The organism is Actinopolymorpha sp. B9G3 (assembly GCF_040120725.1).
GTDB lineage: Bacteria > Actinomycetota > Actinomycetes > Propionibacteriales > Actinopolymorphaceae > Thermasporomyces.
The window spans coordinates 156,257-181,670 of record NZ_JBEEAB010000016.1; the positions used below are offsets into that span (position 1 = coordinate 156,257).

At 68.8% G+C, this 25,414-nt stretch carries 22 protein-coding genes and 1 pseudogene; 15 read left to right on the forward strand and 8 right to left on the reverse strand.

Going from position 1 to position 25,414, the window contains the following annotated elements; genetic code table 11:
- Nucleotides 1-85 precede the first annotated feature (85 nt).
- From selD to ABNF93_RS24990, 4 genes are all read left to right on the forward strand, one after another.
- Nucleotides 86-1,180 (forward strand): selenide, water dikinase SelD, encoded by a 1,095-nt coding sequence (gene selD / locus ABNF93_RS24975; protein ID WP_349330605.1) that lies wholly within the window; start codon nucleotides 86-88, stop codon nucleotides 1,178-1,180.
- Entirely contained in the window at nucleotides 1,177-3,381 is a 2,205-nt protein-coding gene (locus ABNF93_RS24980) for an acyltransferase family protein (RefSeq protein WP_349330606.1), read from the forward strand. The genes selD and ABNF93_RS24980 overlap by 4 nt, the downstream gene beginning before the upstream one ends.
- Nucleotides 3,382-3,549: 168 nt before the next feature.
- Nucleotides 3,550-4,440, forward strand: coding sequence for an SDR family oxidoreductase (locus tag ABNF93_RS24985; protein ID WP_349330607.1), 891 nt, complete (start codon nucleotides 3,550-3,552; stop codon nucleotides 4,438-4,440).
- 139 nt (nucleotides 4,441-4,579) lie between these two features.
- Nucleotides 4,580-6,529 (forward strand): ABC transporter ATP-binding protein, encoded by a 1,950-nt coding sequence (locus ABNF93_RS24990; RefSeq protein WP_349330608.1) that lies wholly within the window; start codon nucleotides 4,580-4,582, stop codon nucleotides 6,527-6,529.
- A 249-nt stretch (nucleotides 6,530-6,778) separates the two neighbouring features.
- Here ABNF93_RS24990 and ABNF93_RS24995 read toward each other — a convergent pair whose 3' ends face one another.
- The 4 genes from ABNF93_RS24995 to ABNF93_RS25010 are packed head-to-tail and all read right to left on the reverse strand — an operon-like array spanning nucleotide 6,779 to nucleotide 8,711.
- A complete protein-coding gene (locus ABNF93_RS24995) occupies nucleotides 6,779-7,144 on the reverse strand; it encodes a YbaB/EbfC family nucleoid-associated protein (protein WP_349330609.1) in 366 nt (121 codons plus the stop codon).
- Entirely contained in the window at nucleotides 7,126-7,578 is a 453-nt protein-coding gene (locus ABNF93_RS25000) for a YbaB/EbfC family nucleoid-associated protein (protein WP_349330610.1), read from the reverse strand. Before ABNF93_RS25000 ends, ABNF93_RS24995 begins: the two co-directional genes overlap by 19 nt.
- A 35-nt stretch (nucleotides 7,579-7,613) precedes the next feature.
- On the reverse strand, nucleotides 7,614-8,366 hold the full coding sequence (locus ABNF93_RS25005; RefSeq protein ID WP_349330611.1) for a WXG100 family type VII secretion target: 753 nt from the start codon (nucleotides 8,364-8,366) through the stop codon (nucleotides 7,614-7,616).
- A 6-nt stretch (nucleotides 8,367-8,372) separates the two neighbouring features.
- Nucleotides 8,373-8,711 carry a hypothetical protein gene (locus ABNF93_RS25010; RefSeq protein WP_349330612.1) on the reverse strand — a complete coding sequence of 113 codons (339 nt, stop codon included), beginning with the start codon at nucleotides 8,709-8,711 and terminating at the stop codon, nucleotides 8,373-8,375.
- 139 nt (nucleotides 8,712-8,850) lie between these two features.
- Here ABNF93_RS25010 and ABNF93_RS25015 point away from each other — a divergent pair, with 139 nt between their 5' ends.
- Nucleotides 8,851-9,390, forward strand: coding sequence for a hypothetical protein (locus ABNF93_RS25015; protein ID WP_349330613.1), 540 nt, complete (start codon nucleotides 8,851-8,853; stop codon nucleotides 9,388-9,390).
- A gap of 214 nt (nucleotides 9,391-9,604) precedes the next feature.
- Nucleotides 9,605-10,048, forward strand: coding sequence for a DUF5990 family protein (locus tag ABNF93_RS25020; RefSeq protein ID WP_349330614.1), 444 nt, complete (start codon nucleotides 9,605-9,607; stop codon nucleotides 10,046-10,048).
- Between the two features lie 10 nt (nucleotides 10,049-10,058).
- Here the strand turns inward: ABNF93_RS25020 and ABNF93_RS25025 are convergent, their stop codons facing one another.
- Together ABNF93_RS25025 and ABNF93_RS25030 are read right to left on the reverse strand one after the other, a co-directional pair.
- On the reverse strand, nucleotides 10,059-10,274 hold the full coding sequence (locus ABNF93_RS25025; protein WP_349330615.1) for a helix-turn-helix domain-containing protein: 216 nt from the start codon (nucleotides 10,272-10,274) through the stop codon (nucleotides 10,059-10,061).
- Complete coding sequence (locus ABNF93_RS25030) at nucleotides 10,271-10,486, reverse strand: hypothetical protein (protein WP_349330616.1); 216 nt, start codon at nucleotides 10,484-10,486, stop codon at nucleotides 10,271-10,273. Before ABNF93_RS25030 ends, ABNF93_RS25025 begins: the two co-directional genes overlap by 4 nt.
- Before the next feature lie 241 nt (nucleotides 10,487-10,727).
- On the opposite strand from ABNF93_RS25030, the gene ABNF93_RS25035 reads away from it, so the two are divergent.
- Nucleotides 10,728-13,400 carry a glycosyltransferase gene (locus ABNF93_RS25035; RefSeq protein ID WP_349330617.1) on the forward strand — a complete coding sequence of 891 codons (2,673 nt, stop codon included), beginning with the start codon at nucleotides 10,728-10,730 and terminating at the stop codon, nucleotides 13,398-13,400.
- Nucleotides 13,401-13,428: 28 nt separating this feature from the next.
- Here the strand turns inward: ABNF93_RS25035 and ABNF93_RS25040 are convergent, their stop codons facing one another.
- A complete protein-coding gene (locus ABNF93_RS25040) occupies nucleotides 13,429-14,124 on the reverse strand; it encodes a B3/B4 domain-containing protein (protein ID WP_349330627.1) in 696 nt (231 codons plus the stop codon).
- Between the two features lie 280 nt (nucleotides 14,125-14,404).
- Between ABNF93_RS25040 and ABNF93_RS25045 the strand changes: the two genes are divergently transcribed.
- From ABNF93_RS25045 to ABNF93_RS25065, 5 genes are all read left to right on the forward strand, one after another.
- Nucleotides 14,405-14,860 (forward strand): pyridoxamine 5'-phosphate oxidase family protein, encoded by a 456-nt coding sequence (locus tag ABNF93_RS25045; protein ID WP_349330618.1) that lies wholly within the window; start codon nucleotides 14,405-14,407, stop codon nucleotides 14,858-14,860.
- A gap of 191 nt (nucleotides 14,861-15,051) precedes the next feature.
- Nucleotides 15,052-16,089 (forward strand): autoinducer 2 ABC transporter substrate-binding protein, encoded by a 1,038-nt coding sequence (locus tag ABNF93_RS25050; protein ID WP_349330619.1) that lies wholly within the window; start codon nucleotides 15,052-15,054, stop codon nucleotides 16,087-16,089.
- Between the two features lie 15 nt (nucleotides 16,090-16,104).
- Complete coding sequence (locus ABNF93_RS25055; RefSeq protein WP_349330620.1) at nucleotides 16,105-17,883, forward strand: sugar ABC transporter ATP-binding protein; 1,779 nt, start codon at nucleotides 16,105-16,107, stop codon at nucleotides 17,881-17,883.
- Complete coding sequence (locus tag ABNF93_RS25060) at nucleotides 17,846-19,081, forward strand: ABC transporter permease (protein ID WP_349330621.1); 1,236 nt, start codon at nucleotides 17,846-17,848, stop codon at nucleotides 19,079-19,081. Before ABNF93_RS25055 ends, ABNF93_RS25060 begins: the two co-directional genes overlap by 38 nt.
- On the forward strand, nucleotides 19,078-20,133 hold the full coding sequence (locus ABNF93_RS25065; RefSeq protein ID WP_349330622.1) for an ABC transporter permease: 1,056 nt from the start codon (nucleotides 19,078-19,080) through the stop codon (nucleotides 20,131-20,133). The genes ABNF93_RS25060 and ABNF93_RS25065 overlap by 4 nt, the downstream gene beginning before the upstream one ends.
- Before the next feature lie 7 nt (nucleotides 20,134-20,140).
- On the opposite strand, the gene ABNF93_RS25070 is transcribed toward ABNF93_RS25065, so the two are convergent.
- Nucleotides 20,141-23,026 (reverse strand): GAF domain-containing protein, encoded by a 2,886-nt coding sequence (locus ABNF93_RS25070; protein ID WP_349330623.1) that lies wholly within the window; start codon nucleotides 23,024-23,026, stop codon nucleotides 20,141-20,143.
- 193 nt (nucleotides 23,027-23,219) lie between these two features.
- Between ABNF93_RS25070 and ABNF93_RS25075 the strand changes: the two genes are divergently transcribed.
- The 3 genes and pseudogenes from ABNF93_RS25075 to ABNF93_RS25085 form a co-directional block, all read left to right on the forward strand.
- Nucleotides 23,220-23,822 (forward strand): hypothetical protein, encoded by a 603-nt coding sequence (locus tag ABNF93_RS25075; RefSeq protein ID WP_349330624.1) that lies wholly within the window; start codon nucleotides 23,220-23,222, stop codon nucleotides 23,820-23,822.
- Nucleotides 23,823-23,840: 18 nt separating this feature from the next.
- On the forward strand, nucleotides 23,841-24,068 hold the full coding sequence (locus ABNF93_RS25080; RefSeq protein ID WP_349330625.1) for a ribbon-helix-helix protein, CopG family: 228 nt from the start codon (nucleotides 23,841-23,843) through the stop codon (nucleotides 24,066-24,068).
- A 503-nt stretch (nucleotides 24,069-24,571) separates the two neighbouring features.
- Nucleotides 24,572-25,012, forward strand: a pseudogene (locus ABNF93_RS25085) (Clp protease N-terminal domain-containing protein); the annotation flags it as partial.
- Nucleotides 25,013-25,414: the final 402 nt, after the last annotated feature.

Genomic DNA, 25,414 nt, shown 5'->3' on the forward strand with positions numbered 1-25,414 from the left:
CTCGTCGCATACGCGCCCCGGCCGGGGGATGTTTGTCAGCGGACATCGAACGGACAGGTGGGGACATCGAACGGACAGGTGGGACATGACGGCGACTCAGGCGATCCGGCTGACGCAGTACGCCCACGGCGGCGGGTGTGCCTGCAAGATCCCTCCCGGCGAGCTGGAGGAGATCGTTGCCGGCCTTGCGGGCGGTGGGCTCGCGGACGGCGGCCCTGCGGGTGGCGGCCTTACGGGCGGTGGGCTCGCGGGTGGTGGGCTCGCTGTTGGTGGTGTCGGGGCCAGCGCCGGCGCTGAACCGCCGGGGGAGCTGCTGGTGGGTCTCGACTCCGGCGACGACGCCGCGGTCGTCCGCATCCAGGACGGCCTCGCGATCGTCGCGACGACCGACTTCTTCACGCCCGTCGTCGACGACGCGTACGACTGGGGCCGGATCGCCGCCGCCAACGCGCTCTCCGACGTCTACGCGATGGGCGGCTGGCCGGTCGTCGCGCTCAACCTGCTGGGCTGGCCCCGTGACGTTCTTCCGTTCGAGCTGGCGACCGAGGTACTCCGTGGCGGTCTCGCAGTAGCGGCGCAGGCGGGCTGCCACGTGGCCGGTGGGCACAGTGTCGACGACCCGGAGCCGAAGTACGGGATGGCGGTCACCGGGCTCGTCGATCCGGCGGCTCTCATCCGCAACGACGCCGCTCAGCCCGGCCAGCCGCTGACCCTCACCAAGCCCCTCGGCATCGGCGTACTCAACTCCCGGCACAAGGCGACCGGCGAACGGTTCGACGAAGCGGTGGCGACCATGACCACGCTCAACGCGGCCGCCGCGCAGGCGGCGGTCGACGGCGGCGTCCGCGCCGGTACCGACGTCACCGGCTTCGGTCTCCTGGGCCACCTCTACAAGCTCGCGCGGGCCAGTGGCGTGAGCGCGGTCGTGGACGCGGCCGCCGTGCCCTATCTGGCGGGTGCGCGGGAGGCGGTCCGCGACGGTTACGTCAGCGGCGGTACGAAGCGCAACCTCGACTGGGTGGCACCCCATGCCGACCTGCGCGGCGTCGATGCCGACGAGGCGTTCCTGCTCGCCGATGCCCAGACCTCGGGCGGACTGCTCGTCGCCGGCGAGATCCCCGGCGCTCCCGTGATCGGCGAGCTCGTGCCGCGGGGCGAGCACATCCTCACCGTCCGATGAACGACGCGCACCACCGGGAGACGCAGCGGGCGGTGTCCGGTTTCCGGGGCGACATCGAAGGGCTACGGGGTCTCGCCGTCCTCCTCGTTCTGGTGTTCCACGCCGGGGTCCCAGCGGTCCCTGGCGGATTCGTCGGCGTCGACGTCTTCTTCGTGATCTCCGGGTTCCTGATCACCGGCCTGATCGTCAGGGAGGTGCGTACGACCGGTCGGCTCAGCCTGGCGAGGTTCTATGCGCGGCGGGCGAGGCGGCTGCTCCCGGCTGCCGCGGTCGTGCTCGCAGCCGTCGCTGGGCTCACCGTGGCAGTGCTCCCTCCGATCCGGTGGAGCGGGGTCGCGGGCGACCTGGCGGCCAGCGCGCTGTATGCGGTCAACTGGCGCCTCGCCGACCAGGCCGTCGACTACATGGCGTCGGAGCAGGCGTCGAGCCCGGTCCAACACTTCTGGTCCCTCGCGGTCGAGGAGCAGTTCTATCTGGTGTGGCCGCTGGTGTTGGTGGCGCTGGTCTGGTGGCACCGGCGTACGGGATGGTCGCTCGACCGCACCCTGCTCGCGGGCCTCGCGATCGTCGCCCTGCCGTCGCTGGTGTGGTCGGTCAGCCTCACGCAGGTGGAGCCGGGGCGGGCGTACTTCGTGTCGACCACGCGCGCATGGGAGCTCGCCATCGGCGCGGCCCTCGCGATCGGGGCCGTCCGGCTGAGCCGGTTGCCTCGGGCGGCCATGGTCTGGGCGGGATGGCTGGGGGTATCCGCGATCGTGGGCGCGGCGTTGGCCTACGGCTCCTCGACGCTGTTTCCGGGGTACGCCGCGCTACTGCCCACGGTCGGCGCCGCCCTGGTGGTCATGGCCGGTCTGGCGGGGCGTGGCAGCGACGCGGCGGGGACTGATGGAGCGGCGGGGCGTGGCGGCGACGCGGCGGGGACTGATGGGGCGGCGGGGACTGGTGGGGCGGAGGGATACGGGAGAGGCGTCGGGCGGTTCCTGTCCGTCGCCCCGATGCGCGCGGTCGGGGCTCTGTCGTACTCCCTCTATCTCTGGCACTGGCCGCTGCTCGTCGCCGCCGAGGCGGCCTGGGGCGCGCTGTCGGTCGTCGAAGGGATCCTTGTCGCCAGCTTCTCGTTCGCGCCGGCGTGGCTGACCTACCGGCTGGTCGAGGCGCCGGTGCGGCGTTCGGGCCGCCTGGTCGCCGTGCCCCGGCGCGCGTTGCTGATGGGGGCGGCGTGCACGGCGGCTGGAGTGGCCGGCGCTGTGGTTGTCCACGCGGCTGTCCCGCCTCCGCCGCAGGTCACCGCGAGTGCCGGAAGTAGACCGGCGACGCAGGCGCTCGCCGAGTCCAGCAAACGTCCGACCGCGAAGCATCCGCCGCAGGACGAGCCGACCTCGATCACCCTCGACCCCCTGAAGGCACGCGAGGACAAGGGCCCGATCTACCGCCCGCAGTGCCATCAGGACCAGCCGAGCGCGGAGCTGCAGTTCTGTGCGTACGGCGATCTGGGGTCGGACAAGGTGATGGTTCTCGCCGGCGACTCCCACGCGGCTCAGTGGCAGCCGGCCCTCGCAGCCGTCGCGACACGCCACGGGTGGCGGCTGGAGACCTACACGAAGTCGGCCTGCGGATTCTTCGACGTCGAGGTCGGAGTCGGCGAGCCGGCCGTTCCGTACCGCGCCTGCACCGCCTGGAACGCCAAGCTCCGCCACCGGCTCACCGGCCCCGACCGGCCGGACCTGGTGGTGACGAGCAGCGACACCAACTATCAGGTCGTACGCGGCGGGTCGATCCTCGACCCACGGGCCAGCCGGCCGGCGTACGTCTCCGGGCTGCGGCGGAGTTGGCAGGCGGTCCGCGCGGCGGGTGTGCCGCTCGTCGTCATCCGGAACACGCCGAGGGTGAACATCGACGTACCCGACTGCCTCTCCGCGCATCCTCGGGACCTTGCCGCGTGTGCGGTACCCAGGGAGCATGCGATGGCGATGTCCACCGACGACCAGATCCGTGCCGCCGAGGGGCTCGCCGGCGTGGACCTCGTCGACCTGACCGACGACGTCTGCCCGGCGCCGCGATGCGCCCCCGTGATCGGGACCATGATCGTCTGGCGGGACGCTCACCACATCACGGCGACCTACGCACGTTCGCTCGCCCCGCGGCTCGACCGGGCGATGGCGCAGGCGATCGGCGGCCGGACATCATCCACTGCGGAGTAGTGGTCAACTGAGGCGTCCCTGGGCCAACCACTTCTCCGCATCGGATGCCTGGGCCCTGAATCCGCGACCTTGACCTCAAGAATGGTTGAGGTTCTACTGTCGAGGCTGCACGCACGGACGGTTCCGAGCGCGGGTACCAGATCCCGCCAGCGGGGAAGGGCAGGAACGATGACGGCAGACTCCACGATCCTGGTGACGGGCGCGACCGGCAAGGTGGGACGAAACGTCGTCACGCAGCTGCTCGACGCCGGTGTCAGCGTCCGCGCACTGACCCGCCACCCGGACGCTGCCGGGTTGCCGGCCGGCGCGAGTGTCGTGGAGGGTGACCTGTCCGCGCCGGAGACTTTCGCCGGCAGCCTGGAGGGCGTATCGGCGGCGTTCCTGGTCTGGCCGTTCCTCACCGCCGACGCCGCGCCAGGCGTGCTCGAGGCGCTCGTCAAGAATCGAGTCCGCAGGGTCGTCTATCTGTCCGCTTCGGGCGTACGAAGGGAACGTGCGCGCCAGTCCGACCCCATCACGCAGTTTCACGCCGACCTCGAGCGGCTGATCGAGGACGCCGGACTGGACGGACCGGACGGACCGGACGGACTGGAGTGGACCTTCCTGCGGGCTGGAGGGTTTGCGAGCAACGATCTCGGGTGGGCGGCGCAGATCCATGAGGAAGGCGTCGTACGGGCTCCGTTCGGCGACGCCGGCAGGTCGGTCATCCACGAGCGGGACATCGCCGCCGTCGCCGCCCACACGCTGACCCACCCGGACCACCGCGGGAAGACTTACGTCCTGACGGGCCCCGAGACGCTCACCACCCGCGAACGGGTCCGCATCGTCGGTGGCGCCATCGGCCGGTCGCTGCGCTTCGAGGAGATCTCCTCCGAGGACGCCCGGGCCCAGTACCTCGCGGACGGATGGCCGGTGTCGGTGGTCGATGGCATGCTGCACGCCCACGCCGAGATGGTGACGGCACCCGAACAGGTCACCTCAGCGGTCGAAGACCTCACAGGAGCGCCGGCTCTCACCTACCGTCAGTGGGCGATCGACCACGCCGATGACTTTCGCTAGTCCAGGCGGTCAGAGCAGGTACGAGTAGCGAGCAGACCGCCCAGCGGTCCGACAGCAGCGGTCCGACAACAGCCCAGGTAGCGGTAGTCCGAGACCAGCAGTTCGAAGATCAACGCAGAACCCGACAGGTGGAGTACGCATGGACATGGAAGTCACCGCGTGGATATCGCTTTACCACGCGATGAACGCACAGGACGACCGACGCCCGTTCTCCCGTGCGACGCTGCGCCGGATCGGTGGATTCGCCCGCCCGCACCGTGCCCAGCTGGTGCGGTTCCTGGTGCTCAGCATCGTGACCGCGACGCTGGCGGTGGCGACGCCCGTGCTCGCCGGCCGGGTCGTCAACGCGATCTTCCAGGGCCGGTCGATCACCCTGGTGCTCGGACTGGCCGGCCTCATCGCCGCCATCGCCGTCGCCGAGGCCGGACTCGGGCTGGCGACGCGGTGGCTCTCGGCCCGCATCGGTGAGGGTCTCATCCTCGACCTGCGCACGGCAGTGTTCGACCACGTCCAGCGGATGCCGATCGCGTTCTTCACCCGCACCCGCACCGGCGCCCTCGTCAGCCGGCTCAACAACGACGTCATCGGCGCCCAACGGGCGTTCAGCGACACGCTGTCCGGCGTGGTGAGCAACCTCGTGACACTCGTCCTCACCCTTGTGGTGATGCTCGGGCTGTCGTGGCAGATCACCCTGATCTCTCTCGTACTCCTGCCGGTGTTCGTCCTTCCCGCCCGACGGATGGGCACCCGCCTGGCCCGGCTCGAACGCGAAGCGGCCAACCACAACGCCGCGATGGGTACGCAGATGACGGAGCGGTTCTCAGCACCCGGCGCCACGCTGGTCAAGCTGTTCGGCCGGCCGTCGCGGGAGTCCGCCGAGTTCGCCCAGCGGGCCAGGCGGGTGCGCGACATCGGCGTACGCACGGCCATGGTGCAGACGATCTTCATCACCGCGCTGACCCTCGTCTCCGCCCTCGCGCTCGCCGTGGTCTACGGCGTCGGCGGGTTCTACGCACTGCGCGGACAGCTCGATCCCGGCGCCGTGGTCGCACTCGCCCTGCTGCTCACCCGGCTGTACGCACCGCTCACCGCACTCGCCAGCGCCCGTGTCGAGGTGATGAGCGCCCTGGTGAGCTTCGAGCGGGTCTTCGAGGTCCTCGACCTGAAGCCACTGATCGCGGAGAAGGCCGGCGCGCGGAAGGTGCCCGACGGTCCCGTGTCGGTGGAGTTCGATGGGGTCCACTTCGGTTACCCGTCGGCGGACAAGGTGTCGCTCGCCTCCCTCGAGGAGGTCGCGAAGCTGGACCAGCGCGGCGGTGTCGAGGTGCTGCACGACGTGTCGTTCCGTGCCGAGGTGGGACAGATGGTGGCGCTGGTCGGCTCCTCCGGTGCCGGCAAGTCGACGATCGCGCAGCTCGTCCCGCGGCTCTACGACGTCGAGGAGGGGGCCGTACGCCTGTCGGGGGTGGACGTCCGTGATCTGACCGCCGACTCGATCCGCGACACGCTGGGGATGGTGACCCAGGACGGTCACCTGTTCCATGAGTCCGTACGCGCGAACCTGCTCCTGGCCCGGCCCGAGGCCACCGAGGACGAGGTCTGGGACGTCCTGCGGCGGGCCCGCCTCGACGAGCTCATCACCGCCATGCCCGAGGGGCTCGACACGGTGGTGGGTGAACGCGGCTACCGGCTCTCCGGCGGCGAACGCCAGCGACTGACCATCGCCCGACTCCTGCTTGCCCGGCCACGGGTGGTGATCCTCGACGAGGCGACCGCCCACCTCGACTCGACATCGGAGGCCGCTGTCCAGGCGGCGCTGGGGGAGGCGCTCGCCGGCCGTACCGCCGTGGTGATCGCGCACCGGCTGTCCACGGTCCGTGCGGCCGACCTCATCCTGGTGGTCGAGGAGGGCCGGATCGTGGAGCGCGGTACCCACACCGAGCTGCTCGCGGCGGGAGGGCGGTACGAAGAGCTGTACCGCACCCAGTTCGACCAGCCCAGCTCGCCGAACGGGTCGGCCGTACTCCCCGAGGAGACCGTGCCCGGGGCACCGGCCGCATCGACCGACGGCGCGACAGTCGTCGGCTGACCGCCCACAGGGCGCCTTGGGGTCCGCGCGCCGAGGGGGGCCAGCTTCGCGCCGACGAGCCTGGCCCACGACGGATATAAGGACGCCACCCTCCATAGCGTGATGAGCTGGGGCGTCGCATAGCCGTCCACCGAGTTCGGCACTCAGCATGCCGTGAAGCGCGCGTTGACCAACGTGCCCGCTCGACGGTCGACTCGCTTGAAATCCCTCTACGATGCCGGCTGAGCCAGGACATGAAACCCACGAAAGCTAAGGAGTTCTTCTTCGACGTAGCTGCCGAAGTACATCCTGAAGGTGGTGGTTGAACACCTCTCCGGCCTTCCTATTGCCGTCTCGGTCACGGACCACGCCGCTCAGAGTTTCCGTTGACCGGCGCTCGGCGTCGTTTACCGCCTCGACGATCGCCTCACCAAGGTCATGACGGTCCAGTCGTCGCTTGGCTAGGATATGAATGTCAACTATGACGCTCGCCCCCGCGACTGTCGCGGTCACTAACCCGTCTGAGGACGTGCCTACGTACTCCTGCGCTTCTCCGAGATCGCCGAGCTTCGCTGCGGCATTGGAAATCTTGTGTTCGAGCTCACTCATGAGCGCCGTTAGGTACGCCTCTTCCATCCAGACGCCTCCATGGAGTTTCGCCAAATTGCCATCGGATCCGGTAATGCTGTACCGAAATCGTCAGGGTCTGCGAGCTGAATCATCACTGATTTCATTTCCTCGGTGACCGACAACTGTGCCGCGGCGATCGCGTCTGTACATGCAGATGACAACGCCGCCGCATCCATGTCTCGCATTGCGGCCAGGCCAATTTCGATGCTCAGCAGGTTTCCCAGACCATTCACGACAGCGACAATCTCACCATCCGCTGCCGAGCCATCATATTGGCGAGAGAGGTTTTCTGTAAACGAGTGTACAATGCCGGAAAGGCCCTCTTGCAAAGGTCTAAAGGTTTCAACGGGATCGCCCCCTTCCGCAACGGCTTCGCGCGCTAAGTCCAGTAACTCGACAACGGGCCCTCCATCTTTTCCAGATTCACCTGAATTGACCATGCATCCACTCCTCCCTGGCATCCGTGGGACCGGGTTCACGCCTTGTTCCAACCGTCGACATCCTGCATCGCCGGAAGGACCCGCCGCCGCATGATCTCCAGGGCCGCAGCATCCAGTCGATCGCCTTCGAAACCGAACCTGCTAATCAAGTTCTCGTACGCAACGCGCAACCGTGCCTGTTCGGCCTCCAGAGCCGTCAGTGTGTTGTAGATATCCCTGAATTGCAGGGTAAGTCCAATCAGCCACGACTCGACGATCGCAGCCTTGGCGAGCGCACAGGCAAGGTACAAGATTGGGTTCTTGGTTACGGTGAGTGCAATGCAGGCGGCGATAGCAATCCCAGTCAGAAGGAAATATTCGATGATTCCGCCCGTGAGAGTCTCACTTACGCCCCTGCAGGCGTTGCGAAGATCCGTGGCACAGTCGGCGAGTTCCTCGATTGCTGGCAGGAGTTTGTTGTTCACATAGGCGCAGAACGCATCGGCACCCGGACCTTCCCACGAGTCATTCAGGCCACTTCGCTTGTTGATCAGATCACTCAACTCGGAGTGGAAGGTGTGTAACTCTGCGGAGACCTCCTGCCATTCTTCCGCGGCCTGATCGAACGGCCATGGCGCGGCGAGGTTGGGAATGGCGAGTCCGGTCGTCACCAGAGCGATGACTGCGCTCGTGCCTGACTCCTGGGCGACACCCGCCAGGGAGAGGCCCGCCGTGAGCACTGCGAGTGACAACGCCCCGTGTACGGCGACGTCGGCGGTACTGACGACACCGCCCTCAACGACCGCCATCGGCCCTCACTTCTCCCGATCCGTTGACCGCTCGGTCTCCGGAATGGCCGAATCGAAGTCCGTGCCGTACTGCTCCTCCATCCGCTCGTAGTACGCCGCTACCGCCTCGACCGTGCGACCGAGCGCACCGACCACCGTGTCGACAACGGCTGCCGCCTCTTCTGCAGCTTGGCGGGTTCGGTCATACTCGGACGCACTACCCAACGCGGCCAGCAATGGCCAGGTCAACGCGGGAATCTCCAGGTCACGGATCCGCCGGACCACGCGCGTCTCCAGCTCTGCTTCCCCCAGGCGTCGAGCGACTGCCCGTAGCTGCTTGGCGTTGTGCGATGTCTGCGCTCCCATACGCGGCCCGTTCCCTCCCCGGCTGGAGATCGAGTGGCTGGGCCTCATCATGCCATCCCATGATTGGGGCGTATCGCAAGGCTGTGGATAACTTTGTCCCAGGTATGCTGCGGCAGTAGGGCGACGGAAGAGGTCAAAGATGACAGCGAGCGAGGTCAGAACGCAGTTCGGCCGCATTAAGGTGAATGGCGCAAGAGTCGTCGCGATGGCTCTTGGTGTACTTCTCGGAGTGTGTAGTGCGTACTACGCAGTCTCGCTCTTTGTTTCGAACACAAGACTCCCGTCCGCCGTCTTGTTTATCATCCTTGGCCCAGTCATAACCCTCGTTTGCGTCGACGCCCTCCACACGAGTCTCCGTGGCTATCGAGTCTCATTGGGTGCTAGCGGCATAGTGGTACGCACCCGTTGGCGTGAGGTTGTCATTCCTTGGGCCGACATCGAATCCTGGTGGGTAGGTGTGCCGGAGGATTTCTTCGCGCGATTGGCGAAACGCGAGATGGTGCTTGCAACGCCCGCTGCCCACGTCACCGACCCGAAGGAAGGGCCGCGGCGCGTTCTCTGGTCCAGGCGCTATCGAAACTGGGTCATTTGCCAGCCGGCCCTCACCGATGGCACGACCGAGGAAGTCGTCGCCGCGCTGAAGAAGTTCGCAGCCAACAAACTCCGAGCTGCACAGTGAACAACCTTCCGGCCAACGGGAGAGCCCCCAGGAGCGCCTCTCGTTGCGGGCCTCGCGACCAAAAGGTCTTACCGGGCTGGCGGCTCGATCCCTGCTTGGTCCCGGATCCAAAGAGCGCTGCTGCTATGGGCGGCATGGCCGCTATCCCCATTCCTACACCACCTGACCGGAGTGACGGCCTTCTTGGCCGAAGTGCGAAACGAGGGCTGCAGCCATGACCGACCTGCCGATCAGAATTCTCGGACGGAACATGCCGAACGACTGGTGCCTCGCGCACGACGTGCCGCACCTCGGGCTCAGCAAGGCCAAGGAGGTCGTGTCGGTGACCCCCACCACGAAGCCGGAGGCCGCGTTCGAGCTCACGGTCGATGCCGTACGCCGGACCGACGGTCTGGACTATCGCGGTCCGTACGTCTTCGGACGCAAAGGTGAGCGGTTCCTCTACCTCAACTGGGGACGGGACACCGACGACGGCTGGACCAGCGTCGCCGGTGGAGGGCGGATCAAGCTGCAGCTCCTGACGATCGAGGAACCGCTGGTCGAGTCGGCGCTCGAAGGTGGCCGCACACTCGTCGCCGACCTCGACCTCACCAGTAGCCGCGGCGGGCCGGTGTTCGCGTCCGTCCGCGCTCCGGCGTTGACCTGGCGCGTCGACTGACCGGCTTCCGTTACGTACGCGGACGCCGGGAGTCCACCGCGGAGGTCTGGATCAGGTCCGCCGCGGTGCAGTCGAAAATGTCGCACAGCGCGGCGAGGACCGGAAGCGAGAGCCGGGTCGGCGGGTGGGTGACGAGCCGCCAGGCGGCGACGGCCGAGATCCGGATGCCGCGCGCGGCCAGCGGCGGTTGGAGTTCGGTCGCGGCGACCATGCCGTGGGCGCTCATGAGTTCGCGGAGTCGCCAGCAGTAGCTGACCTGACGACCGGGATCACGGCCAGCAGGATGCTCAGCGCACACAACGCCCCTCGTGTCGGCCGCGCGGGAACGTGGAGGGATTCTCCCAGTTCCACCGTCAAGCCACCGATCATCGGCAGCGGCGCCACGAATTTCAACAGCTTTTCCGCCAGCGCGAGTTCCGCCGTCGTCGGTGCGTACATCTCCGTACAGCGGGAGGGCTTTTCACCGCGGGGACGGCCCGCTGGCGTCGTTTGTGGGAGCCGATGACGGGGAATTCATTGAGACGTCCACCTGGGTCGTGCCGGCCGCGCACACTCGAGGGAACGCATGGTCAGGGTCGCCCGCGCCGCTTGGCGTCGCCTTCAGCCTTATCTGCACGGCCGGCGCAGGTTGTCCGTTTTCCAGTGGCTTGTCATCGTCCTTGCGGTATCAGCGACCTCGGTGGCTCTCACAGGTTTGTTCCGCCATGAATGGACGCTGTTGGTCGGCGGGCTCGTGTTCCTTCATGTCGCCGTTCTCGCGTTGGCTTTCGTTTCCTTTCGAGGCGTGCGGTATCTCATTCGCGCGGGGCGTTCCCGGGCGCCGGCCAGTTTCGCGAAGGCGGCCACGGCGGAAACACCGTACGGTGCTGTCGGTGGAAGTGTCTGGACCACGGCGGTGCTCGCCGAGACCCCTGGGCACCGGGCGATGGAGGAGACCTGCCTGCGCACGGGTTCGACGCAGTTGCGCGACGTCCTCGCATTCGCGGCGACCGGCGGTGAGTACACCTACGCCGAATTCGAGTCCCTGCTCGAGGCTTGTCGCGAACCCGTACGCAGGAAGGCACACCTGCGGATTCTGGAGCGCCTCGACGTCGCCTGGTTGTTGAGCATGGCGCGGGTGACCGCACTGCAACCTGGCTCGAAGCTCGACCAGCTCAACGCGGCGACGATGTATGAAATCGCGGACTGGCTGGACGGGTCGAGCATGTGGAAGCCGGTGCACTGTCTTGTCTATCTGCAACTGATGTTCGAGATGGGTCACCATTCGCGGGTGGACACGCTCATCGATCGGGCGAATCTCGGTCCAGCCGTCCGACCTTATGTCGAGGCCGACCTGCTCAATCCGTTCGCCGGTTCGGTGGTGGGAGACGAGAGGGCCTGGCTCGCCGTCGTCAATGGCCTCCTGGCCCGGGAAGGTCTCGAGCCGATCGAGCTCGCACCCGCGGGCCGTGTCGCTCCGTTCGACCGGTTGTACGCCCGCGCGCGCGAACGCGTGTTCAGTGGTCCGCTCGTCTCCGTGGTGATGACGACGTACTGTCCGGACAACGGGCTCGACGTCGCCGTCCGGTCGATCCTCGAACAGTCGTGGCGGTCCCTCGAGCTGGTGATCGTTGACGACGGCTCACCGCAGGACCGGCAGACCGCACTCGACCGCTGGGAGGGCGTGGACGAACGGATCAAGATCGTTCGCGAGGTCGCCAACCGCGGCACCTATCCCGCCCGCAACACCGGCCTCGACCTCGCCCGCGGGGAGTTCGTGACGTTCCAGGACTCCGACGACTGGTCGCATCCGCGGCGGATCCAGCGCCAGGTCGAGCCGCTCATCGCGCAGGAGCACCTGGTAGCGACGAGGAGTACGTGTGTCCGCGTCTCGGACCAGCTCGAGTTCAACCAGCTCGGCTATCTCCCGACGCGTCCCAACAGCTCCTCGCTGATGTTCCGGCGCCGCGAGGTGATGGATCGCGTCGGCTACTTCGACCCGGTACGCAAGGCGGCGGACTCCGAGCATTTCCAGCGGCTGCTCACCGTGTTCGGTGAACGGGTCACCGACATCGACCCCGCGCCCCTCGCGGTCGTACGACGGCGTACGGCGTCCCTCTCGCGGAGCGACTTCCGCCCGGGCTGGCACGCCCCGGCACGGCGGGCGTACCGGCATGCCTACGCCCACTGGCACCAGGACATCGCGAACGGCGAGGCGAGTCCGTTCGTCATCGCGGGCGGTCTGGCACGTGCCTTTCCGGTGCCGCGCGACTTCAGGTCGCGGCGGGAGACGGGCGCGGTCCGGTACGACGTCGCGTTCGCCGGCGACTGGCGGCAGCACGGCCCGCGGCAACGCGCCTTGCTCGAGGAGGCTCGAGCCCTGTTGGCGCAGGGGTTCCGGGTGGCGGTCGTCCCGCTCGAGGCCATGCGGGGAATGACCGCCGCCATGCTCGGCCCGTGCGAACCGGTGCAGGCGTTCCTCAACGAAGCGACGGTGGACCAGATCGCGCTCGAGGAGGACGCGGACGTCGGAGTGCTCGTCATCGGTGACCCGGAAGTCCTCCAGTTCGCACCGGGCGGACCGGTACGCCTGCGCGCCGAACGGGTGGCGATCATGGTCGACGGGGCGCCGTACGCCTCGGACGGCTCACACCACCGTTACGAGCTGACCCGCAGTGACGCGAACGTCCGGGACCTGTTCGGCAAGGATGCGATCTGGGTTCCGCAGGCAGCGGACGTGCGGCGGCAGCTCGCTCCACTCGTTCCCGCCGACTCCCTGGCCGGGTGGGATCTTCCGCCGTTCGTGGACGCCGACGCGTGGTGGTCGCCGAGGGACTCTGTGCAGAACCCGCGCCCGGTGATCGGGCGCCATGTCGGCGGTGACGCTCTGGAGTGGCCGCGGTCCCGCGAGTCGCTGCTGCGCTGCTATCCGGTCGACGGCGAGAACTCAGGCGTCGACGTCCGCATCCTCGGCGGCGCCGACGTGCCGCTCGGCATCCTCGGCCTGGCAGAGCCGCCGCCGAACTGGGACGTACGCCCGGACGGTGACCTCGATGCCAGGCAGTTCCTGGCCGGCATCGACTTCTTCGTCTACTTCCCACATCCGGCCCGCGTCGGCGCGCCCTACCGGGCGATCCTCGAGGCGATGGCGAGTGGTGCCGTGGCCGTCCTCCCGCACGCGTACGCCGAGACGTTCGGCGACGGCGCGCTCTACTGCTTCGCCCGCGACGTCGTGGCGCTGGTCCGGCGGCTCTGCGAGAACCCGACGCTGTACCGGCGCCAGAGCGAGGAAGGGCGGGCCTTCGTACGTTCGCAATCCGGTCAGGAACGCTACGTCCAGGCCATCCGCGACCTGCTCACCGGAACCCCGTAGCTCCCCGTAGTCCGGATGGGTGGGGGGTTCAGGTCGCGACGTGGGCGAGCAGCCGCGATGTCAGGCGTACGTCCGGGCTGGTGGTCCGCAGGGCCTCGGCGAGCGCCGCACCGGCGGCGTGGACGGCATCGTCGTCCATCGGCGCCAGTGCGTCGAGCACGAAAACGGCCCGCGTCGTAGTCCCGGTGAGCCGGGTACGGACGCACTGCCGCCAGTTCCAGCGCCGACAGGTGACGCCCGCGTCGTCGCGCCAGACCACTTCGCCGGGGTTGGGGTGGTCCACGGCGGGCTCGCCCTTGTCAACGGTGTCGAACGACTCCTCGCCCGTCGCCCGGACCAGCCGCAGGGGCCCTTCGTAGTGGTCGATGTCCTCGCCGCCGACCGGCACCGCATACGCGATCGAGACGGCGTTGTAGGTGTCGGTCAGCCGGTCGATGCGGGGCAGGCCGTCGTCGAGCCGTCGCAGGAGCGCCTCGACGCTGGACCGGGTCCGCTTCGGCTTGGCGCCGAAGGAGCGGAACGCCTCCCGCCACGCGGCGACGTGGAGGTCCCCGTCGACACCACCATCGCCCAGCCGTTGCCGCGCCTTCGCGGTGGCGGCGGCCAGCAGCCGGTCGCTCACGTCGTCGCTGGGCCCGGGGACGAGACCCTCCGCGAGGACGAGGAGTGCGCGGTAGTCCGGACGCAGCGTGTGGACCGCCGGTTCGACGTACGCCTTCGCCAACCAGACTTCGGCGGCGGAACCGACGGCGGAACCGACGGCGGAACCGACGGCGGAACCGACGGCGGCGGAACCGACGGCGGAAGGATCGCCGACGAGCGAATCGCCAGCGGAAGAGTCGGCGTTTGGGAGTGTGGGCACGGCGCGGGCGCTTCCTCTCGGGTCGGGGCCGTCAGACTCCGGCCGACAATAGCGGGCAGCTTCCGAGGCTCAGGCGGTCACGCTCCTGGTCCTCGCCACCGACCTTGACCTGAAGTGCACTTGACGCGCCAGTCTGTCGTGGGTGGACAACCAAGGTGTGAAGGAGACCGCGATGGACATCCTGGAAGGGCTCACGCCCGAGCGGCGAGCGGAGGTCGAGGCGCGACTGCGGGACGACGTCATCGCCTGGTTCACGACCGTGCGCCCGAGCGGACGGCCCGACTGCGTGCCCATCTGGTACCTCTGGACCGGCGACGAGATTCTGATCTACAGCAGGCCGCGCACGCCGAAGCTGCGCAACCTCGCAGTCCATCCGTACGTCGCGCTCGGCCTCGACGACACCCGCCTCGGGTGGGACGTGATCCGGCTCGAGGGTGAGGCGGTTGCCGACCCGTCCTACCCGGGCCTCGACACCATTCCGGCATACGTCGAGAAGTACGGCGACCGACTCGCGGCGATCGGGTATGACAGCCCACGCGCCTTCGCGGCCGACTTCTCGGTGGCCATCGTCGTCACGGTGGCGAAGCTGCGCACCTGACCTGGGGGACCCCGCGGAGCCGAGCGCCCGATTGGACCGCAAGCGGACCGGTTTGTCCGAAAACCTCGCACGGTAGCGGCTTGGTTGCGATCGTGGACCTTGCGCTGCCTGGACCCTGCGCTGCCTGGACCCGGCGTGCCCTGGTGACGGCTGGCCCCTTGACGGCTGATCAGTGGAGGAGATGTCAGACGATGCGTGGACGCAGATCTCGCACGGCGCTGGTGCTGTCCATGGTCGCGGCGCTTGTGATGGCAGCGGCACTGGCCGGGTGTACGAAGAAGACGGACACCACGACCTCCGGGGATTCCGGGGGAGCGGACAAGGTGAGCGTCGCGTTCGTGCCGAAGCTGCAGGGCATCCCGTACTTCGAGGCGATGAACGCCGGCGGCGAGAAGGCCGCGAAGGAGCTCGGCCTGCGCTGGATCTACAAGGGCGGGACGACGGCCGATCCGGGCGCCCAGACCGACATCGTGAAGTCCCTGATCCAGCAGCGGGTGGACGTCCTCGTGGTCGCGCCGAACGACCCGGACTCGCTCGCGCCCGTCCTCCAACAGGCGAAGGACCGTGGCATCCACGTGATGACGTCGGACACCGACGCGCCCAACTCGGTCCGCGAGGTGTTCGTCAACCAGGCCACCGCCGACGGCATCGGCACCGCCATCATCGACTCGCTCGCCGCGGCCATGGGCGAGAAGGGCAAGTTCGCGATCGTGTCCTGCGGACAGACCGCCGCGAACCTGAACTCCTGGATCGAGGTGGAGAAGAAGGTTGCGGCGGAGAAGTACCCGGAGCTCGAACTCGTCGACGTGGTGTACGCCGGTGAGGACGAACCGCGCGCCGTGTCGATGGCGAAGGACCTGATGAACGCCCACCCCGACCTCACCGGGCTGGTCGGCCAGTGCACGTCGTCGGCTCCCGCAGTGGCCAAGGCGGTACGCGAGAACGGCAGGATCGGCAAGGTCTTCACCGTCGGGCTCGGCACCCCGCAGGGGATGGAGGGCTATCTGGCCGACGGGTCGTCGTCGACCTCGGTGCTCTGGGATGTCGAGCGGCTCGGCTACCTCACCGCCTGGGCCGGGCTGAAGGTGAGCAAGGGCGAGGACCTGTCCGCGACCAGCGAGCTGTCCGACGCGGTGCCGGACGCGCAGTGGTTCCCCGACGAGAAGATGCTCCTGCTCGGTGATCCGCTGCTGATCACCAAGGACAACGCCGGCGACTACGACTACTGAGCGGGCCGGCACGCCATGGACGCCACCGAGCCGGACCCGGAGCGCGCCCTCGACCAGGAGCGGGCATCCGGCAAGGAACCTGCCTCCGACCTGGAGCGGGGATCCGGCGACGAACCTGCCTTAGACCAGGAAAGCACGCCCGAGCACGAACCGGACGAGGCCCTGCTGCGGTTGTCCGGCATCGTCAAACGCTACGGCGGCGTGCACGCACTGCGCGGCGTCGACTTCGACGTTCGCGGTGGCGAGGTCCACGCACTCGTCGGTGAGAACGGCGCCGGCAAGTCCACCCTGATCAAGATCATTTCTGGCGCCGAGAGCGCGGACGCGGGCACGGTCGTGGTCGACGGCGTACCCCTCGCCGGCGGCAGCACCCAGGCCTCGATCAGTGCCGGCGTGGCGACGGTCTACCAGGAGCCGCACCTGTTCGGGGAGCTCACCGTCGCCGAGAACGTCTTTCTGGGCAGGGAGATCCGCCGCGGCGACGCGAGCACACCGGGCACCGACCACTGGGGTCGACGACGTCGCCGGATCGGGCGGGTGGACTGGCCGACGCAGCGGCACCGGGTCACCGAACTCCTGCGCCAGCTCGGTGTCGACCCGGCCATCGCCGGCGTCCGGGTGGCTGACCTACCGGTGGCCGAGCAGCAGTTGGTGTCGATCGCGAAGGCGTTCGCCCACGACGCCCGCATCCTCATCCTCGACGAGCCGTCCGCGATCCTCACCGGCCGGGAGATCGACGTCCTCTTCGACGTCGTACGCAACCTCCGGGACGCGGGCATGGGAATCATCTACATCAGCCACCGGCTCGACGAGCTGAGCCGGATCGGTGACCGGGTGACGGTGCTGCGCGACGGCCGGGTGGTCGCCAGCCGGTCGACCGAGGACCTGGCGGTGCGCGTCGTCGCCGAGCTGATGGTCGGCCACGAGCTGGCGACCGTCCCCGACGGTGAGGACGAGGAAACCGCGCAGCCAGACGCCGGCCAGAACGGAGGAACGGAGGAAGGCGAGCAATCGGCAGCGTCAGGGCCGGCACTGCGGGTCCGTGCGCTGGGCCGCGCCGGGCGCTTCGCGGGCGTCGACATCTCCGTGGCCCCCGGCGAGGTGGTCGCGCTCTACGGTCTCGTCGGTTCCGGGACCGGTGACATCGCCCGGTCGCTGTTCGGTGTCGATCCCGCACACGAGGGTGAGGTCGCGGTCGCCGGTCGGGTCGTACGCCTGAAGTCGCCGCGTTCCGCCGCCCGGGCGGGCATCGCCCTGCTGCCCGGAAACCGTTCCGTGCAAGGGATGTTCGCGTCGAAGTCGATCGCGTTCAACCTCTCCAGCGCGCACCTGCGGCACCTGTCCCGGCTGCCCGGCTGGCTCGACCGCGGGCGCGAGAACCGCGTCGCCCGTGAGCTGGTCGACCGGCTCCGCATCCGCGCCCGCGGACCGCAGACGCCGGTGGCCGCACTGTCCGGTGGCAACCAGCAGAAGACGCTGATCGCTCGGCAGCTGGTCCGGTCCCCACAGGTGCTGCTCCTCGAGGAGCCGACCCAGGGCGTCGACGTGGGCGCGAAGGAGGAGATCTACGCGATCGTCGCGGAGTTGGCGGCCGCGGGCATGGCGACTGTCGTGGTGTCGAGCGATCTCCTCGAGGTACTGCGGCTCGCCGCCCGGATTCTCGTCGTACGCCAGGGCCGGATCGTGGCGGAGTTCGCCCGGGGCGCGCGGCAGGCCGACGTGCTCGCCGCCGCGGCGGGCGCCATCGCCGAGAGCCATGCTCAGCGTGGTCATCTGCCGAGCGTGGACGCATGACGGCGCCCACGACGGCGCCCACGACGGCGCCCACGACGGCGCCCACGACGGCGCCCACGGCGGCGCCCACGGCGGCGCCCACGGCGGCGCCCACGGCGGCGCCCACGGCGGCGCCCACGACGGCGCCCACGGCGGCGCCCACGGCGGCGCCCACGGCGGCGCCCATGACGGAGCCCCTGGCAGCGGCGGCTCGCGAGGGGGTGGACCCGTGACGACGATCGCGGTTCGGCTCCGACCGCGCGCCGCGGCCCGACTGGTCGAAGGTCAGGAGATCGCTCTTCTGGTCGTGATCGCCGGGTTGTGGTTGGCGCTCGGGTTCGCCACCGACACGTTCTTCACCGGCACGAACCTGCGGGCGATCCTGTTCAACGTCGCGCCCATCGCCTTGATCGGCATCGGGATGACGGCGGTCATCGTGACGGCCGGCATCGACGTCTCGGTGGGGAGCGCGGTCGCGGTCGTCATGGTGGTGGTCGCCAAGCTGATCCGTGACGTGGGCATCCCGGCGCCGGCCGCGGTGGGCGTCGCCGTCGCACTGGGTGCGGTGCTCGGGCTGGTCAACGGCGGGCTGGTCGCGTTCGGCCGGATCCATCCGATCATCGTGACGTTCGCGACCCTGAACATCTTCCGCTTCGTCGCGCTGCGGATCTTCGACAACCGCCAGGTCACCGGTGTACCGGACACGCTGGCGTTCGCCGGCGGCGGTGCCGCCGGAAGGCTCACCGGCCTGCCGAACGCCTGGCTCGCCGCAGCCGTCCTCGCGGCCGCGATGTGGTGGTACATGCGGTCGTGGCCGACCGGTCGCCACCTCTACGCGATCGGCGGTGACGCGTGGGCCGCCCGCCTCGCCGGTGTGCGGGTGCGACGCCGGCAGCTCTTCGCCTACGTCCTCACCGGTGCGCTGGTCGGTCTGGCCGGCTGCGTACTGATCGGCAGCGGCGGCCTGGTCAGCCAGAACGCGGGCGAAGGGCTCGAGCTGCAGGTGATCGCGGCCGTCGTCATCGGCGGCACCAGCATCGTCGGAGGGCGCGGCACCGTGCTCGGCACCATGCTCGGTGCCCTCCTCGTCGGGACCGTCACCAGTGCGGTGACCCTCCTCGGCTGGCGCAGCGAGCTGACGACGCTCTTCGTCGGGATCTTCATCCTCGTGGCGGTCGGCGTGGACCTGGTACGCGCCCGGCGGAGGGAGCCACGATGACGCCCGCCGCGACGGCGACGCATCGCCGACACACCTGGCCCGGCCGCCTGGTGGAGTACGTCCTCACCGAACGCGTCGTACTGCTGACGGTCCTGCTGGTGGTGGTCGTCGGGTGGTTCATGGTGCTGGACGCGAACCTCTACCTCGTCGCGCCCTACGACGCCGGCTACCTCGCCTCGGCCCTGGAGTCCTTCGTACCGCTGTGCGTGCTGGCGCTCGCCGAGCTGCTCGTCATCGTGTCGGGACGGGGCGGCATCGACCTGTCGGTGGGCGCGATCGTCAGCCTGGCGGGGATGGCGTTCGGCTTCTGTGTCGGCGTGTGGGGCATGCCGGTGCTGACCGCGGTGGCGGTGTGCCTGGCCGTCGGTACGCTGCTGGGCGCTGTCAACGGCTTCTTGACGGCGTACGTTCGCGTACCGCCGTTGATCGCGACCCTCGCGACCTACTATGCGTACTCCTCGATCGCCCTGGTCAGCAACGACAACGCGCCGATCTCCAACCGGCCGGTGCAGGACCTGACCGGACTGGCCCGGCCGGTCGAGCTGGGCGGCCTTTTCGTACCCCGCCAGGTCTTCACGATCCTGTTGCCCTGCGTCGTCCTGATGTGGTTGGCGGTCAACCGCGCGACGTACGGCCGGAAGCTCTACGCCGTCGGTACGAACGACGTGGCGGCGACGTTCGCCTCCCTGTCGGTGCCGCGTGTGCGCTTCACGGCCTACGCCGGCGCCGGCCTGCTCGCCGGGATCGTGGCCGTGGTCACAGTGGCACAGTTCGCCTCCGCGCGGCCCGACGCCGGCACGGTCGGCAACGGCATGGCCCTGCCCGCCATCACCATCGCGGTCCTCGGCGGTGTGGCGATCCAGGGTGGAGTCGGGACGGTTGGCGGTGTGGTCGTCGCCGCGCTGTTGGTGACCTGGCTCAACGCCGGGCTGCTGCTCGCGTTCGAGGGATCCGAAGGCAGCCAGTACCAGCTCCTCGCCTTGGGCGTCGTCCTCGTACTCTCCGCCCTGCTCAACACGTTCACCCTGCGCCGGTACGGCCGGTTGCCGTGAGGACGGTTCAGCCGGCGGCGCCGTTGGACCGACCGTCGGTGTCGGACGTGCCGTCGGGGTCGGACCCGTCGCCGGAGAGATGTTCGATCGTCGACCGCACCCGGTCGGTGGTCGCCTCGAGGTCGTCGACCGCCTGCCGCAGGCGGTGTTGCACCGGCGGCTCGGTGCTTACCGCAGAGGCGCTGTGCAGGCGCAGTCCGACGGCGAAGAGACGTTGCAGCACGGCGTCGTGGAGCTTGTACGCGATCAGCTCGCGGTCCTCGAGCAGGTGCACCCGTTCCCTGTCGTCCTGCGCCCGGACGCGCTGCAGAGCGAGAGCCGCCAGGTCGGCGACCGTCTGCACCTCCGTGGACTCCTCCCGCGCTGCGGCCGCGTGGGGTGAGTCACGCAGCCAGCCGGCGAACAACACACCCAGCACCTCGTCGCCCGCGGTGAGCGGCATGATCATGCCGAGACCCATCTTCGACAGGGCGTCACGCCATTCCGCGGGCGGATTGTGACCAGGCTGGTGGGGATAGTCCTCGCTGACGAACGGTTGACCTGTCTCGATGACGCGGGCGACCAGGCCGATCCGCGGGCTCCGTGCGTCGGGAGAGACGGGCGGGATACCGGGACCCCGGAAGTCCACGACCCGCATCGAGGTCGGATCGATCGGGTCGACGAGTAGGACACCGCCGACGTCGGCGCCGGAGATCCCGCGAAGCTGGCGGATCACCAGGGCCATCGCCTCGTCGCGGTCGACCTCGCCGATCAGCAGGCGTGCCATCTCCGCGGTCGCTTCCAGCCACCGTTCGCTGCGGTCGTGTTCGAGCTGGACGCGCCCTCGCTGCAAGGCGATCGCGGTCTGGTCGGCGAAGGTCTCCACCAGCGCGACCTCGCGCCGGGCGGGACGTTCATGGGGAGAGCCGCGCCGCCACCCGGCGAACAACGCACCCAGGATCTCGCCTGACGCGACGAGCGGGATGACCATGCCCAGGCCGACGGACGAGAGCTGGTCCGCCATCTCCGGTGGCGGATTGTAGCCCTCCTCCTGGGTGAAGTCCTCGCTCACGAAGATCCGACCCGACTCGATCGCGGCCGCCACCAGGCCCCGGTGCGAGATCTGGTGCCGGGTGTAGTGGCGCTCGCCGTACCCTTCGAGGATCACGAGGGAAGCGCTGTCGCGGGGCGTCTGGTCGAGCATGATGATGGCGCCGAAGTCCGCCCCGGACACCTTCCGCAGCAGCCGGATCACCCGACGCAGGGTCGCGTCCTGGTCCGCGTCGCCCGCCAGCCGCCGGGTCAGCTCCCCGCACGCGTCCAGCCAGCCCTGCCGGCGGTCGCGGTCCTCGTTCGTACGCACCCGCTGCAGAGACAGGGCGATCTTGTCCGCGAACGACTCCACCAGCGGTGCGTCGTTCCTGGCTATGCGTTCCTCCGGCGATCCCCGGCGCCAGCCGACGATGAGCGCGCCCTGGATCTCCCGCCGGGTCTGGAGCGGCATGAACATGACCAGACCGAGGTCAGAGAGCGCGTCCCGCCATGCCGGAGGCGGGTCGTAGCGCGCGTCGCGGGAGATGTCGGAGGCGATGATCGGCTGGCCCGACTCGATCACCATGGCGAGCGGGTTCGGGCACGGAACCCGCACGCCGGCGGCGTGCTCCAGGCCAAGGCCGTCGATGACGTCGAAGATCACGGTCCGCTGCGGGCCGAGGTGGTCGGTCAGTGCGATCGCGGTGTACGCCGCACCGGAGATGCTCCGGATCTGGCGGGTCACCGTGGACATCACCTCGTGCGGAGCGACCTCCTCGAGCAGCAACCGGGTGATCTCCGCGCCCGCGTCCATCCACCGCTGCTGGCGGATCCGCACCTGCTGGTCATCGTGTCGTTGGAGCACGAGCGCGGCCGCCCGGGCGAACGGGATGGCGAGCGTCGCGATGGACTCGACATGCTGGACCTGTGGCGAGTCCCGTCGCCAGGCGACGAACATCGCTCCCAGCGAGGTGGTGGGCGTCCTCAGGGGAAGGAAGAGGCCCGGGCCGAGCACCGACAGACTTGGTACCCACGGAATCGGCGGGGCAAGGTGGACGTCTTGGGTGACGTCGTCACTCACGATCGGGCGGTCCGTGTCGATCGCTTCGTCGAGGAAGGGAGTACGCGGCAGACGCGCGCCGGACATCAGCTCCGCGCCAAGACCCGAAGCGGCATCGACGATCACGTGCCCCTCCTCGTCCCCGGGGTCGATCAAGGCGATCACACTGGTGTCCGCGCCCGCGGCTTCTCTCAGCAGGTCGGCGACCGACCTGAGTCCGGTCTCCCGTTCGACGTCCCCGTGCAGCAGGTGAACGAGTTCCGCGATGGCGTCAAGCCACCGGAGCCGTCGTGGCTTGTTGCGGACCAGGCGATGTGCGTGGACGGCAAGTCCGGCCGCGGCCGCGAGGGTGAGGACGGTGCGCTCATCCTCGGGCGAGAACTCCTCACCCTCGGCCTTGTTCGCGACGTACAGGTATCCGGACGAGCCGTCGCGCAGGTGGAGGGGGGCACCGAGCAGATTCGTCATGGCGGGATGGCGGTCCGGGACGTGGTAGCTGGCGCGATGTGCGCGGACGTCCTTCAGCAGCAGCGGTTGCGGCGCCTCGAGGAGGGCTGCGAGAAAGGCGTGCCACCCGGGTGCGCCATTCGCATCGCCGAGATTCTGCTCAGGGATCCCCGCGCAGGCGATATCGGTGACGCCATGGTCCGAATCGCCCACCAGCGCCACACCGAACGCAGCGCCGGTCAGCTGGCACGCGGACATGAGGATTCCGGTGAGGACAGGAACGACCTCATGCCCCGCGGGCCCGTCAAGACGAGCTTGCGCGCGCAGATGAGACGCCTTCTGGCCGGGCGTCGTGCCGACGTCCCCGTTGGCCATCGTCCAATCGTAGAAGGTGTCTGCGGATTCGTCGCGGTTCACTTCGAGTGCGCGTTCAGCTGCCCCGATTGCGTACGCTGTCGCCGTTTGGTGTGGGAACCGCCGTAAGGGGACCGCTTGGGTGGGGTCTGAAAGGAACTGAAGGGAGAGTCGGTGGGAGATGGCGATATTCGGCTCGCGTTGGAGGCAGCGGTTGGTCAGTCCAGTCGGATTCGCGCTCGTCCTGGTCTGCTTTTCGTTCCCCTTTGTCACGGTCTCCTGTGAGGCGGAGACCGGAGTGATGACCGCCGACTACACCGGGTGGGACTTCGTCATCGGTGGCAAGCCGCACATCACGACCGGGAAGCCGGGCGAGGCGGGATCTGATCCGCCCCGGTTGCCGCCGGACCAGCCTTCGCCGGACGAGAACGCCGAGCCCGTCGCGATCCAGGCATTGGCCCTGCTCACTGTCCTCGTCGTCGCCGGCGGCGTCGCCCTGGTTGCCCGGCCGAGGGTCTCACCGCTCGTCCGCGGCGTCGTCGCGTGCGTCGCGGTCGTCCTGCTCATCGCCAACCAGGCCGTCGCTCAGGACCACCTGATCGCCAAGCTGCGGGACTCCGACGTACCGGCCGACGTCGCGGACGGGCTCGTCGACACCCGGTACGGGTTCTCGCTCGCCCTGTCTCTTCTGTTGGCGGTGGCGGGCTACAACGTCGTCGAGATGCGCCTCGAACGCAGGGCCGCGCCCCGGACTCCGCCGCAGGAGGACACCCGCCCACTCCCGCCGGAGAATTGGTCTCCCTCGCCGGATCGATAGCGTGATATCTTGCTATCTATGGTCAAGGCGACAAAGAACATGCTGCTCCGGCTCGATCCCGAGCTGGCGGAGCGACTCCAGGCGATCGCCGAGGTCGAAGGTCGCTCGGTGTCCGACCTCGCCCGCGAAGCGATCGCCGAACTCGTCCAGCAACGCCGCACCGACAAGCGCTTCGCCGCCCTGCTCGAGGAGAGCCTGGCGCGGCACCAGCGCACGCTCGATCTGCTGCGGGAGGACGACGAGTGATCCACCTCGACCTGCCGGCCGCGCTGGCCATCGCCGCACACGTACTCGGGTGCTCGTCCGAGACGATCGTCGAGCTGGCAGATGTCGACGGTGTCGAAGAGACGCTCGTGGATGCGCGAGCACCGCACACCGGAGCAGGCGCCGTACCCGCTGCGGCGAGTCTGCTTGTCGGCCTCGTTCGGCGACGTCCGTACCCGCGGCGCAACCGCCGCATCGCGCTCGCGACGACGCTGCAGTTCCTCGCCCTGAACGGATGGGACCTCGACCTCGACGACGTCGCCGGCGTCAACCGACTCCTCGACTCGATCGCCGCCGGAGCGTCGTCCGAGGACATCACGAAACGGCGCATCGCGCGCGTGGACAACCAGCTTCGCGCGCTGCTGCGGCCACTTCGTACCGGCCGTCCTCGCACGGGCACGGAATCGAGGATGAGTCCGGCCGAGCTGGGCGAGTTCGATCCGCAGGTTCATGCCGTACGGACAACCGAGGGGAGACGTGGCGGGATGTTCGAGAGGTTCACCGACCGCGCAAGGCGGGCAACCGTCCTGGCCCAGGAAGAGGCCCGGATGCTCAACCACAACTACATCGGCACCGAGCACATCCTTCTGGGCCTCACCCACGAGGGCGAGGGCGTGGCCGTCAAGGCGCTCGAGAGCCTCGGCATCACGACGGAAGCCGTCCGTGCCCAGGTCGAGGAGATCGTCGGGCGGGGCAAGCACGCACCGGGCGGGCACATTCCGTTCACGCCACGAGCGAAGAAGGTGCTCGAGCTCGCCCTCCGTGAGTCGATCCAGCTCGGCACCAACTACATCGGCACCGAACATGTTCTGCTCGGCCTGATCCGTGAAGGGGAGGGCGTCGCCATGCAGGCGCTGGTGAAGCTCGGCGTCAGCCTCGACGCCGCCCGCGCGAAGGTCCTCGAGCGCCTCGAGGCCCACCGCGGCACCGTTCCTCCCAGTGGTATGGAAACGGCGCTGGAGACGGCATGGGAGGAAAGTGTTGCCGAGATGGTGCGCGAGTCCGTACTCGGGTCCGACAAGCCCGGCGGACGGCGAAACCTGATCCTGCGCGAGACAATGGCGATGCTCGACGACAACGACCGGCTCCGGGCCGAGACAGAACGCCTTGCCTCCGAGGTCTCCCGCCTCCGGGACCTGCTGCGCCGACACGACATCAACCCCGACGCGTAGGGCCTGGCCCGGCCGCACTGGCCGATGCTGCACTGGCCGATGCTGCACTGGCCGATGCTGCACTGGCCGATGCTGCACTGGCCGATGCTGCACTGGCCGATGCTGCACTGGCCGATGCTGCACTGGCCGATGCTGCACTGGCCGATGCTGCACTGG